11 protein-coding genes are annotated in these 11,756 nt (G+C 59.5%); 3 read left to right on the forward strand and 8 right to left on the reverse strand.

From position 1 onward, the window contains the following. Positions 1-7: 7 nt before the first annotated feature. The 8 genes from F7R26_RS37355 to F7R26_RS37390 form a co-directional block, all read right to left on the reverse strand. Complete coding sequence (locus F7R26_RS37355) at positions 8-343, reverse strand: reverse transcriptase family protein (RefSeq protein WP_176844252.1); 336 nt, start codon at positions 341-343, stop codon at positions 8-10. Positions 344-1,343: 1,000 nt separating this feature from the next. Then, positions 1,344-2,567 carry an ISL3 family transposase gene (locus F7R26_RS37360; RefSeq protein ID WP_116318649.1) on the reverse strand — a complete coding sequence of 408 codons (1,224 nt, stop codon included), beginning with the start codon at positions 2,565-2,567 and terminating at the stop codon, positions 1,344-1,346. A gap of 153 nt (positions 2,568-2,720) precedes the next feature. Further along, complete coding sequence (locus F7R26_RS37365) at positions 2,721-2,930, reverse strand: hypothetical protein (protein WP_058698180.1); 210 nt, start codon at positions 2,928-2,930, stop codon at positions 2,721-2,723. A gap of 103 nt (positions 2,931-3,033) precedes the next feature. Continuing rightward, complete coding sequence (locus tag F7R26_RS37370; RefSeq protein WP_058698181.1) at positions 3,034-4,110, reverse strand: primase-helicase zinc-binding domain-containing protein; 1,077 nt, start codon at positions 4,108-4,110, stop codon at positions 3,034-3,036. A 212-nt stretch (positions 4,111-4,322) separates the two neighbouring features. Continuing rightward, the gene (locus F7R26_RS37375) at positions 4,323-4,892 is read right to left on the reverse strand and encodes a single-stranded DNA-binding protein (RefSeq protein ID WP_058698182.1); all 570 of its coding nucleotides are present in this window, start codon (positions 4,890-4,892) and stop codon (positions 4,323-4,325) included. 12 nt (positions 4,893-4,904) lie between these two features. Next, positions 4,905-5,705, reverse strand: a complete 801-nt coding sequence (locus F7R26_RS37380) for a hypothetical protein (RefSeq protein ID WP_058698183.1) — start codon at positions 5,703-5,705, stop codon at positions 4,905-4,907. Positions 5,706-5,708: 3 nt separating this feature from the next. Then, positions 5,709-6,137 (reverse strand): hypothetical protein, encoded by a 429-nt coding sequence (locus F7R26_RS37385; protein WP_058698184.1) that lies wholly within the window; start codon positions 6,135-6,137, stop codon positions 5,709-5,711. 96 nt (positions 6,138-6,233) lie between these two features. Then, the gene (locus F7R26_RS37390; RefSeq protein WP_058698185.1) at positions 6,234-6,542 is read right to left on the reverse strand and encodes a hypothetical protein; all 309 of its coding nucleotides are present in this window, start codon (positions 6,540-6,542) and stop codon (positions 6,234-6,236) included. A 597-nt stretch (positions 6,543-7,139) separates the two neighbouring features. Here F7R26_RS37390 and F7R26_RS37395 point away from each other — a divergent pair. From F7R26_RS37395 to F7R26_RS37405, 3 genes are all read left to right on the forward strand, one after another. Continuing rightward, on the forward strand, positions 7,140-8,348 hold the full coding sequence (locus F7R26_RS37395; RefSeq protein WP_058698186.1) for a coiled-coil domain-containing protein: 1,209 nt from the start codon (positions 7,140-7,142) through the stop codon (positions 8,346-8,348). Between the two features lie 12 nt (positions 8,349-8,360). After that, entirely contained in the window at positions 8,361-9,536 is a 1,176-nt protein-coding gene (locus F7R26_RS37400; protein WP_058698187.1) for a FlhC family transcriptional regulator, read from the forward strand. A gap of 530 nt (positions 9,537-10,066) precedes the next feature. After that, a complete protein-coding gene (locus tag F7R26_RS37405) occupies positions 10,067-11,080 on the forward strand; it encodes a CAP domain-containing protein (protein WP_058698188.1) in 1,014 nt (337 codons plus the stop codon). Positions 11,081-11,756: the final 676 nt, after the last annotated feature.

Consider the following 11,756-nt stretch of genomic DNA (forward strand, 5'->3'; position numbering starts at 1 on the left):
AGGTGCATTATGAGATCACCGTCGGTATGCCGAGATTGCGGAACTCCCCCGGTTTGCCGACTTTCGGGATCGAGACCTGCCGGACCGGTTGCGGCTGATAGGTCCGCGCACGCAGTTCTGCCTGCAGACGGTCCAGATGCTGGTCCGCCTGTTCGGCAAAGTCTGCCACGCTGATTCCATCGACACCGCCACTGCCCCGGTTGGCCCGGACTCGCTCCCAGGCGACTTCCAGATTCTTCCGTTGAAAAACCTTGTCAATTAATGAGTGGACCTTCCTTGCTTCCATCGGGTTGATCCAGTCAGACAGTCTCCTCGGGCGCGGATGTACGGGTATTTCACTCATGGAACTGATCCTCCTCCGTGTCCTTACTCACTGTCGTCCGGGCTCTTCCCAATCATCTTCGCCGGCTGCCTTCCCCGACCCACTTCTGTCGCCGATCGCTCGGTCACGTGGTTTTGGCCACGCTTCAGGTACTACTCAGCCGTCCGACTACTGGCACAGCACCGCTCGCCACTTCGCTCCTCGCTTATAGGCTCACTTCCCGCGGTGCCACCCGCAGACTGTGCCAGTCCTCCTGAGGTCACACGCTGTTCTTCCGTACCGTGCCGTCCGCAAACACCTTGGTGCGGTGGGTGAATGAGAACGCCTTCGCCCCCATACTGCGGGCTCGACCTTGCCCCACCTTTGGCCGACCGGTTCGTCATCGGGGCAGCCCCCATCGACTACGGCCCGGTACTTCTCCTCATGCCCTTCGGATTCCACCTCGCGGTGGACACCCTGCCCTCCGGAGACCTACGGGAAGGTGGCTCCAGGTCTGCCTTGGCTGTCTCCGGCTTTCGCCTTCGTGCCCGGTTAGGCATCTCCATACCTGCCTTCTCTCTCCGGCCAGCGAGGCATTACCCCCGCTTTTGGATATGACGCCCCTCATCTGAGCGTCAGAGGGACTTGAACCCTCCCGAACAACGCGCTGCTCAGCGCACAATATGGCCTCTGCTGACTTCTACACCGCCATCCCGACGCCTCTCGACGTCGGTAGCACCATGGCAGCGGTGCAGATCTCCCCGGGTATGACGCACCCACCTTCACGCTTATGCCTGTCGGATATACGCCGCACCGTTCCGTGCAAGTACTGGGCTTTGGCAATTTTGGCTACCTCACCCCGATACGACGCCTCATCCGCTTCCTGTTCGTCAGGCCAGCGCTTTGCCTCGGACTTCCTTCAGACTCCCAGTCGCCCGGGAAACCCTTGTCTCTGGCTAACACTTCCCCTTGCCGGGTGTGTAAGGGACTTGCACCCTCAAGTGAGTGCGCCCTGCCGGGCGCACCAAAAAAAAAAGGTTCTTCACCGATTTCCGGGGAAGGCCGCCCGGATCTTCAGGAAGAAGTAATGGTCATCGCGGAAGCCATAGGCCATCCGTTTGATGACCTTGATCCGGTTATTGATGCCTTCCACCAGATTGGTTCCCAACGGCCAGCGGCTGTGAGCCAGGATGCCGGGTAAATATGGCTTGAGGCGTTTGGCGAACAGGCACAGAGGTGCGATGCCGCTGGCCATTGCGCGCTCGTACCACCCTTGCCAGAAGCGCCGGGCGTAGCCGGGATGCCGATATGTCCAGAGCGTCTTGAGATCGTCCTTGAGCACGTAGACGGTCATCAGCGCTTGGTTGGCAGCCAGTATTTCATCAAGCCGGATCTGATCGGCCTCACGCGTGACGTTCTCCCGATTGCGCAGCAGTAACCAACGAGAAGACTTCACCACCTGACGAGCGGTCTTGTCGCCGCGCAGCCGATTAGCCTCATCCACCCTGACGCGGTCGATGACCTCACGACCGTACTTGGCCACCACGTGGAACAGGTCATAGACAACCTCCGCTTGCGGGCAGTGCATCCGCACTTCCAGGTCGTAGGCGGTATTCATGTCCATCACCGCGGCGCGAAGCCGGGCACAGCCTTCAGGGCCAAGCAGCTTGAAGAAGGGCCGGATTTCCTCTCGGGAGCGACCGCGCCCGACCCAGAGTACCCGCTTGCTCGACGGCTCGACGATGACTGTGGCATAGCGATGGCCCTTCTGGATCGCAAACTCGTCCATCGCGATCACCGTGACCCCGCTCAGATCGACCGGTCCCAATTCCCGCTCAAGATGGCGCAGATCGATGCGCTTGACCGTGGTCCAGGCCAACCGGTAGAAGGCCGCGACATGGCGCAACGACATGACCTTGCACAGTTGCGCTACGCTGGCCGCAAGCCGCGTCGTAACCCGCGCATAGGGCGCGAGCCAGTCCAGGCGCTCCAGCTTCGGGCCACATCGCCGGCAAGCCAGACGAAGTCGCGGCACGATCAGCTCCACCGGAATCTCGAACACAGGCAGATCCCGCACGCGCCGCTCTACCCGATCATGGATACTGCTAACGCCCCGACCACAGCCATCGCAGCACCGCCTACGGCGCCCCTTAGGTTCCAGCCGGATGATGCAAATACGCTGCCCATTGCGGGTCTCTTCCCAACTATCGCGCATGCGATAGCCTTCCCAGCAGCCGAGCTGGGCCATACAATCGCGTGGGGCCAACCTCCACCTTCCTGATTCTTGTTGTGTCGCAACTCCAAGATAACAGTGGTGGGCGTGTTGGCCCTTTTTGTTTCTAAACGGTCACGCAGATCGGCGAAGAACCAAAAAAAAGCCCAGCAGTTTGCTGGGCTTTTTTGTGAATGGGATGGCCTCTCAGTGAAGAGTCGGCGCCAAACAGTAGTCGAGGGCGGAATCGAACGAGAACTTCCGGTCTAGGAACGTGAAGCCACCGGACGGCTCTCGGCGGTACACATCGAAGAATTGCGCTTCCGATTGTCCGGCCTGAACTTCCGTAGCGGCGGTCGCACGCATAGCTTGGATATGCAGTTTATTGATGATTGCTGTGAAACCCTTTTGCGGCATTGCTTTTCTCCTCGGAGAGCCTGCCAAGGGGGGACTCCTTCCCTGTGGGAAGGACCCACAGGGCAGAGGTTAGGTAAGGCGCCACCGGCTGGTGGCGAACTGATCAGGCGGTAACAGCCTGTTGAGACATCAGGCGCAACTGGTACTCGGTGCGCCATTGATCGCAGAAGTCGGTTCCACGAACCTTTGGTCGATGCATGACGGTGTGCAGCCCTTCGGCGCGCAACCGCTTTTCCAACGCGAGCGCGTCGGCCATGCCTGGGGACTTTCGGGTCTTCGGGTCGATCCTGTCAAAATCCGCGAAGATGTGGACCGTGCGGATGCCCAGGTCCGGCGGCACCACAAACTGACTCAGCAGTACCCGGTTGAGGCAATTCCATGCCGGCACGCCGAAGAGCATGTACGCCGCATAGGCGCTCTCCAGCCCTTCCGCGACACCAACTTCACCATCGCGCGGTTGCATCAGACGCACTGCACCACCGGTCAGCGGCAACGCAGACACACCATTGCGCTTGGCCGGGAGGATCTCCCCATCCGCAGTGATTATCGTCGCCTTGGCGGGCTGTCGCGGGTCGAGCGACGTGCGATGCACCGTGGCCATGCGCCCATCTGGCCGTGTGAATTGCGCAACGATGGTCGGGTAGCGGCCAACAAGCTGGCCTTCATACCAATAGTCCTGCACCGCCAGGCGCAAGGCCGTTGGCCGCGGCGCGCGCAGGCCAGGAACCCGGGCAGCAAGATAGCGCATGGCGTGATCGCCAGGCACCAGCCCGGCAGCAGCTTCCCACTGCTTCGCAATACGCCGCATCTTGGTGGCGGGATCTACTGCTTTCCCCCGGCGAGCTGAATTTGGCCTCGTAAAGGGGGGGTCGATCGGCACAGCCCGCTCGCCATTCAAGTCCCGCCACAGTTCCGAGTAGGTCATGCCGGTGTAGCAACGCACGAGCTCGAGGCCGTCGCCGGCTTTCGGATTCCCTGCATTGCACTTCCGGCAGACCCAATCGCCGCGGCCGCGTTTGTTGTCATAGGTAAAGCGGTCATGGCCACCACAGAGGGGGCACGGACCTGGGCGTCCTCGCCAGAAGTTGTCCGTCAGGACTTCCGCTGGCACGTACTGCCTCACCAGAGCGTCCCATTGAGCGGGCGTCCAGCTTTTTACGATATCACTCAGTTCTTTCATGGGATGGCTCCAGGTGGAGGGTTGGTCGATGCCTGAGACAGGCGAAGGAACGCTTGCTCAAAAGACATCCCGGCCGAGGCCAGAAGGTCTTTTCAGCATTGCGTTTAGCTGAGGGGAATATGGGGATTTGGCCGAGCGGCCGAGAAAGGCACCGCTGCTACCGGGCAAGCCGGTAGCAGTTAGTTCAAAGAGGCACTTCTTGGAGGAGCGCGTCAGTACATCGGCGCGCCATCGTTGCGGAAGGGAATGCCATCGAGCACTGCAGGTCGCGCGAAGGGAATCTCATTGTCGTCGAATCCGCCGAATCCACCCGACGGCGGTTGCGCAGGCTGCTGACGCGCCGCGCCCGAGCGTTGCGTTGGCGGAGCCGAGCGCTGCTCGCTCCCACGACGCTGCTGCGAATCCGCTCGCTCTGCGCCGGCATCGCCGTCGTCATCGTTGACACCCGCGCGACCACTGAGCATCTGCATTTGATCGGCGACGATCTCGGTACTGTACTTGTCCTGGCCGGACTGATCCTGCCACTTGCGCGTACGAATGCGGCCTTCGATGTAGACCGGCGAACCCTTGCGCAGGTACTGACCAGCAATTTCTGCCAGCTTGCCGAAGAACGAAATGCGATGCCATTCGGTGGCTTCCTTCATTTCGCCGGACTGCTTGTCCTTGTAGCGATCGGTGGTCGCAATACGGATGTTTGTCACCGCGTCGCCACTGGGCATGTAACGAGTTTCAGGATCTGCCCCGAGGTTGCCCAGGAGGATGACTTTGTTGACGGATGCCATGGTGCTTCCTATTCAATGAACGAGATTGATGTTCCAGACCCACCTGTCCCAGAGCTTCTGCTCTCCGGTCCTTGGGTCCTTAATGGGATCGCCAGTCTTCTTATCGAAGGCTGGCACCTTTTCCTTGCGCAGGCGTTTGACCGCAACACGGTCACCCAGCTTGCAACCGGCTTCTGCGAGAGCGTCCTTCAGACCTTCGCCCTGCAGGGTCTTCTCGCCGGCACTCGTGTACAGCTTGACGGCAAACGAAGTGTAGGTACGAGGCCCGCCAGACTTACGGTTGGGGAACTCCATTTCGCCCCACTCGATGAGCTTGCCCACGGTGTAGGCGGAAGAGGAACCCTTTTCAGAGGAGGCGCTTCCGCCCCCTTCCCGCTCGCCGTCTTCGCGTTTGCTGCGCGATGGCTGGGCGCCATCCAAGCTACGCGTTGGCTGAAAGCGGCGCCCTCCTGCTGGCGCGTCACTACTTGTCGGCACGTCCGGCGTGAGTTCGCGCTCGGCTTGAAAAATGACGTCAGCCGCGACCTTCTCCAGCGCTTCGCCTGGATGCACGCTGACCTGTTTCCAACGAGGGATCACCTCCGGCAGCAGCTTGTCGCCATACGGCGTGCTTTGCAGCCGATGATGAAAGCCCCCAACGAAGTGGATCACGCGATCACCTTCGTCCCGAAGCAGATGGGGGACGCCGTGAACATAGAACTGCCGCTCGTTGGCGGCGCCCGTGCCGACCGGGATCGTGCTGGGAGAGGATGACCCTCTGTGTTCCGCGCTCAGAACACCGGCCACACGCTTGATGAGATTGAGCCAAGTCATGGTCTAAAGAAGGGAGCCACAGCACAAACGTCGGACCACATCGAGGTCGCAACGCAGCCTGGCATGATTGAGAATCACGTCTTGCAGGGTCTCAGGGTCGACCCCGGATACTGCGCAGACGTAGCTATATGGCAACGCGCCATTCCAGTAGCCAAAGATCCAGCCGAGCGTCATCGAGTATTCCTCCAGATCGAGAGGCCGATTGCGCATGCGGGCACGCAGCATCTCGGCACAGTCGATGAGGGACTCCGGCATGTTGTCGCCGCGCCGGCTATCGCAGGCGAGGCTGATGAGAGCGTCGACCATTTTCTCGCGCACCGCCTTGCTCCAGAGAGAAGGGTCGGGCAACGGGTCGAGCTTGGGAGGGGGCACTACGATGGCGGCCGCCTCACCGAAGAAGTCGAGCTGCCATCCCGCTGTTGTCGTTTCCATGATGGTCTCCGGACAGGCACCCGGAGACCCGCCAGCCGGCGGATAACGGGTACCCGCGACAGGTGGAAAGCGCCGCCTCAGAGAGGCGGCAACGGATCAGGAACGGTCGTGCGTTCCCGCTCGACGAAGCGGCGTCACCACAGCCGAGCGTTCATACGGTTGCTCGAGCGGATCTCCCACTTGATGCGATTCGTGCTTCGATTTGGATTGGGTATCCGGCATCGAAACCTTCGGCGCTGCGGGCACGGCCTTGTTCCAGACCATGGCCCGGTGATACAGGAATGACAGTCCAACGACGGTCACAAAGGCACCGACGATGAACGACTGCGACGCCATGTACAACACCATGCAGAGCATGAAGAATTTGAATGGACGCTTGATGAGATTCGTGACAAAGGATTCCATAGTTTCTCTCCAGAAACGTTGCAAGGGATTTCCTGGCAGATGCCAGGCGATGGTTCGATGCTCCGAGGGAGCAAGGAATCTCTGGAGGAACAGCTGCGCTTCAACGCGCTTGCGGCATGCAGTAGCGCATGGCGAAAGCACGCTGGCGTGGGCGGGGGACTATGAGATTGAGCGCTGCCGCCATTCGGCGCGCACTAGGTCGATGCGTCTGAACGCAGGTTTGTCACGATCCTAACGACAGAGGATCAAGGAAGGTAGGCAGAAAGCTAACCAAAACACGGTGGCTTTCCGGGAAAAACGCATGAGCATGCTCATGGTTTGAGGTCGCGTCCGCAAATTAAGGTTTGTTTATTTCTGTTTTTCGAATGTCTAATATCGACCCCTAACGTTAGGGGTAAACCCCTAAATTCCCGGGCAAACGGTACCGATAAGCGAAGCATAAGCAACCAGCTTTGCACCTGTCCCGGCAAATGACACCCCTAAATGAAGAGCTTTTGCTGACCAAAAGGCGTCGCACGTTCCGTACTCTCCATGAGGACTTGACAACGCTTCTGGGCCGTAACGCTGGTTGTCAGGTTCCTTCCAAGTGAGCGAAAAATGCCGCAGAAAAAAATCAAAACTGAAGACGTTCCTGCCGTGCGGGCAGACATCGTGAATTTCCCTGTGCAACCTGAGGTCTCCCGAGCGGAGATAGCCTTACGCAATGCGCTCGGGACTGTCCCAGTCAACGAGGACGCATTCAGCCGTCTTCTTCAATGTGTCCGAAACATTCAGCGCACGAAGGACAAGATCTCTCGTCTGCTCCAGGACCTTGGGGCGGACCTTCAGCTCATGCATGAATCAACGACGGAAATCGTCGCTGCTGAGTATGGCGACACCCGAGCGGCACGGTCACGCGCGCGGGAGATGTTCTTCACCATCGCTGAGGACGCACTCGACCTCACTCGTAGCCAGGCACAGCTATACCTGAGTCTCTACCATCGCTTTCTTCAGCACAACGGCGCGCTTTCGAAGCTCAATATTGGTGAACTTATGGTTCTACGCCGGCGTGACTACTCCGCGGAGGAAATTGACGCGGTCATCGAATTCAAGGAGAACGACCCGGCCTACCATCGCAAGGACATTCGCAAGTTCGTCGAGCGGCTTCGTAAGCAGGAGGAGGAGGTTATCGACGTCCAAACCAAGTTGGACATCGCGACAGCGGAACTTGCAAGTACGGTTTCCGAGAATGCCGACAAGGATTTTGAGATTAGGCGCCTCAACACTGAGCTCGGACGATTGGCGTCAGAACGCGACGCGGATCGGGAAGCGCTGAGTCACGTACGGGAGGAGATGACCCGGCAAAACTTGAGCTACAGCGCTATCCGGATGCAGATCGATGATCTGGAGCGCGAGAAGCGAGAGCTGCAGGACCGCATGGCGTTCTCGAAGGCCAATACCCGCCCGGAAACCGTTGAAGTGCAAGTGGTTCCGCTAGGCTACGCCTCCCTGGAAGACGCCCTGGCCGCCAAGAATGACGAACTCTCCGCGGCAAAGGCAGAGCTGGCCGATATCCAGTCGCGGCGCCAGCAGATTGAGGACGAAATCGCAGAACGCTCGTCCGTCCTGGATAAGCGTGCGCGCGCCCGTGATGAACTCGCCAAACTGGTGACGGAATTCGAGCAAGTCGTTTCGACATTCGCGTCGGTGCAGCTCGCCGTACAGATGGCCGGAGACGTTTCCGAATTCCGCCCGGCCTTGACGGTGCTCGACAGCATCGTCTCACGTCTCCACGCCGACATTCGCTCGGCCCTGAATGCCCGATGAGAGCAAAGAGCTATGCTACAGCACTCCCCCACCGCCGAGTTTGAGCGTTTGCGACTCACCAGGATGACATGCGATCGGATTCGGTCGGCAAACTATCACCTCACCGATCACCTTGCGGAACTGCTCGGCGCGCACCCTGAGCTTGAGCAGATGCTGCATATTGGCAAAGGTGGCGTCGACAAGGTCCGCAAGGCGGAGGCCACGCAACGCGATTTGATGGGCACCCCGTTCCTCGTTGTCGTGCCGACGCTCTCCGAGGTACAGGACTGGCGTTGCTTGAGTGAAAACACAACGACCACACTGGCCGTCGACACACTGCGTTCTCAGTTACCTGGCTGGACCAACGACGACAAGCTTCGCTTGTTCTACAACAATCGCCATTACATTTGGCTGATGGTCGAGTTGCTCCACGTCAGCATTCTGGCCGCGCCGCTTCTCGGGATCACCAAGGAGCTAGCAGAGTATCTGCGTTCGCTCCCGCAGCACGTCCTTGACACGGCCATTGCGCGGGTGGACTTCCCGATTTTCCGTTGGCGCCTGCATAGCAAGACTTTCTGGATCGACTTTGATTCCAGTCGGCTGGGGACCGATTCGAAAGGGCATCACTTCCTGACCTCCACCCCGCTGCGCGCCGATCGCTTGGCGACGAAGAACAGCTGGACGAACCTCCGGTTGGAGCCATTCCAGAAGAAGGTCTACAGCGAAATGATGGTCCGAAGCTACTGCCGCGCCTCGACTATCACATCGCTGCTGGGCATAACCTCGACACGTACCCGCAAGCTGTTCCACCTGATCCACGGAAAATCCTCTCCCTCCGGTCAGCTACCGACGTCGACCGCCTGGTACTTCGAACATCCTACCCATCGCCTTCAGGCGACGACCATCGTCACGCTGTATCGCATTGCATTGGCGTTCGGCGCCAATGTTCCGGAGGCATTCATCGCAGCCTACGATCTTTTTGAAAAATTCTTCGGAACTTCGTCCAAGATCTCTGCCGATCGGGCATGTCACATTTGCCGAACCATGTCCACCGATGCGCAATTGGAATTGGCACCTTGCAGGGTATGTCGGACCCCCTATCTCATTGCAAACGCGGCGCCCCGTATTGAACTCAGCCACGCATTCTCCTGCCCCGGCTGCAGTGGGCTACTTGGCGGTCCAAATGGCGCGGCGCGCCGGCACAAATAGATCAAAGAGGACTGAAGGATGATGAGTACCGCTATTCTATTCGTTCTCGTCTTTGTAGTGCCCCCGGTCCTGGCATACATGCTCGCGCGGCAATGGGGATGAAGCGGCTGGAAGTGGGCGTTGATCTGCTTCTGCACGCATTACATCGGCCTCTTCCTGCTGTATCTGCTGCCGTCAAGGGAGACCCCAAAGCTTCAGCAGTACTGCGAGAAGCATCCCGAATGCGCAACGAATATTGGCATGGCCTGCTATTGCGGATCGCGCAGCATCCGCCTGTGGCGCGAACAACGGTTCCTCTCCATGCGGCAGCACCATATTTGCAACCACTGCGGCCGGACCCCTTACACCACTGATGCTGAAGCCCCACCTTCAGGGGGTCAAAGTTGGCTTTAGTTTGTCGTCTAGATGGTGTTCCCCTTCGTGTATGCTCACGCCGGCCGAAGGCTGGGCGCGGACTTGACTTTGCGCCCCGGACGTTAAGCTAAAAATAACGGACCGATCCCCGGCCGATTCAAAATCAGAGAAGAAAAATGCAAAACTCCAAATTCGCTTTCTCGGTCCTGGCCACGGCCACGGCGCTCACTTTGGCCGCATGTGGCGGTGGTGGTGGCGACGACGGTGGCTCCAAGCAGGAGCCGAGTACACCAACCACGCCAACGGTTCCGCAGGCTCCGACGTCGGTGCCGCCGGCGACAACGGTCTCCGCCCCTTCGTACCCCAGTGGCGACCTGCGTCTGGCAGCGTTCAATGCCCTGAGCGACTATCGGATCAAGATGGGCGTCGGTGCCCTGAAGCAAGATACAGCCCTCGATGTTGCCGCGGACAACCACGTCGCGTACCTGAAAGCAAATTCTGCGGTTGGCCACGACGAAACTGCCGGCAAGCCCGGCTTTACCGGTGCAACTCCTTACGAACAGGGCGTAGCCGCGGGTGCCTCGAAGGACCAGTGGATCAGCCAAGCGGCAGATGGTTCCATCGGCTGCCTGGCGGACTTTAGGAACTCGGTGTATCACCTGCAGGGCATCACCAGCAACCAGGAGACGATCGGCCTTTCCATTCGTGACGGTTATTGCGTTATGAATTTTGGCGTAAAGACCGGTGCAAACGGCAGCGGATATGGCCTCCCGCAGTGGGGTGGACAGCAAATGGCGACGAACGCCTTTGCTTATTCTCCAATCGACGCCGAAAGCGTCCCAGGAACATTCACCGCCACCGCCGAGTCGCCAAGCCCGGCACCAGATCTGCCGAGCGCAGGCCACCCTGTCATGTTCAGGGTTCCAGCTCCCAATGCAAGTGACGTGCTGACGGTCTCAAACTTTATCCTCACGGGCCCAGCGGGTAACGCAGTTCCCGCCAGAGTTCTGGTTGCCAGCGCCGCGAAGCCGAGCTCAGTCGCTTCGGCTATCTCGGATCCCTACGTCTACAGTGGAGTGGCCTTCCTTCTCCCTACCCAACCGCTCTCGGCTGGCACTTACACCGCAACTTTCGCGGGCGCTCGCAACGGCGTAGCCATCAGCAAGTCTTGGAGCTTCACGGTATACTGACGTAGCGCCAAGCTGCAAAATTGGAAATGGCCCGCATCGATGCGGGCCATTTTCTCTTCTTCCGCGGGCTAGTCTCACTGCACTGTAGCGCCGTTATTACAAACACTGGCCGGCGCCAGGTATGTCCAAGTGAAGCACGTCCCTGGGCCGTTGCTGCCGCCGCCGGTCAAGGCCGAGTCGAACCCAGGCCCAGTAACGGCTTGAAACTGCATTGACGGTGTGCCATGAGTGATGACCCACCCGTTCACGACCGTCGACGCCCCCGGATTTCTCACGGTGACCAGCGCAGACGTCAATGCTGCGTATCCGCCAGAAGCTTTCAACTGATCGTAGGGGACACTGCCGAACAGCACATACTCTACATTACTGCCCCCGAAACCTTGCCGGGATGTGTACGAGTATGCGTACGGGGTAGCCGCTGGAACCGGCACGCCGCCACCCGCCGCAAAGCCGCCAGCAACAAGCACAAACGTCACCGTGTTTGGCGGTGGTGGAGGCGGTGGTGGAGGTGGTGGCGGCGGGGGCGGTGCCGGAGCGCCGCAAGTGGCCAGACCATTCTGGACGAGCCAGATCTTCCCGGCAGGACAGTCTGCCACTGTCATTGGTGACGCCGGAAACGTGTACAACTGTGCGGCCGCTGTTGAGAATTCGGCAGCGAGAACGCTCGCCAAAAGAA

The organism is Cupriavidus basilensis (genome assembly GCF_008801925.2).
GTDB lineage: Bacteria > Pseudomonadota > Gammaproteobacteria > Burkholderiales > Burkholderiaceae > Cupriavidus > Cupriavidus basilensis.

What these genes read in the sequence shown, in the direction of transcription:
- F7R26_RS37375 (WP_058698182.1), bottom strand. Translation starts at nt 4,892, where the DNA reads ATGGCATCCGTCAACAAAGTCATCCTCCTGGGCAACCTCGGGGCAGAT.
- F7R26_RS37405 (WP_058698188.1), top strand. Translation starts at nt 10,067, where the DNA reads ATGCAAAACTCCAAATTCGCTTTCTCGGTCCTGGCCACGGCCACGGCG.
- F7R26_RS37370 (WP_058698181.1), bottom strand. Translation starts at nt 4,110, where the DNA reads ATGAAAGAACTGAGTGATATCGTAAAAAGCTGGACGCCCGCTCAATGG.
- F7R26_RS37390 (WP_058698185.1), bottom strand. Translation starts at nt 6,542, where the DNA reads ATGGAATCCTTTGTCACGAATCTCATCAAGCGTCCATTCAAATTCTTC.
- F7R26_RS37385 (WP_058698184.1), bottom strand. Translation starts at nt 6,137, where the DNA reads ATGGAAACGACAACAGCGGGATGGCAGCTCGACTTCTTCGGTGAGGCG.
- F7R26_RS37355 (WP_176844252.1), bottom strand. Translation starts at nt 343, where the DNA reads ATGAGTGAAATACCCGTACATCCGCGCCCGAGGAGACTGTCTGACTGG.
- F7R26_RS37400 (WP_058698187.1), top strand. Translation starts at nt 8,361, where the DNA reads ATGCTACAGCACTCCCCCACCGCCGAGTTTGAGCGTTTGCGACTCACC.
- F7R26_RS37380 (WP_058698183.1), bottom strand. Translation starts at nt 5,705, where the DNA reads ATGACTTGGCTCAATCTCATCAAGCGTGTGGCCGGTGTTCTGAGCGCG.
- F7R26_RS37395 (WP_058698186.1), top strand. Translation starts at nt 7,140, where the DNA reads ATGCCGCAGAAAAAAATCAAAACTGAAGACGTTCCTGCCGTGCGGGCA.
- F7R26_RS37365 (WP_058698180.1), bottom strand. Translation starts at nt 2,930, where the DNA reads ATGCCGCAAAAGGGTTTCACAGCAATCATCAATAAACTGCATATCCAA.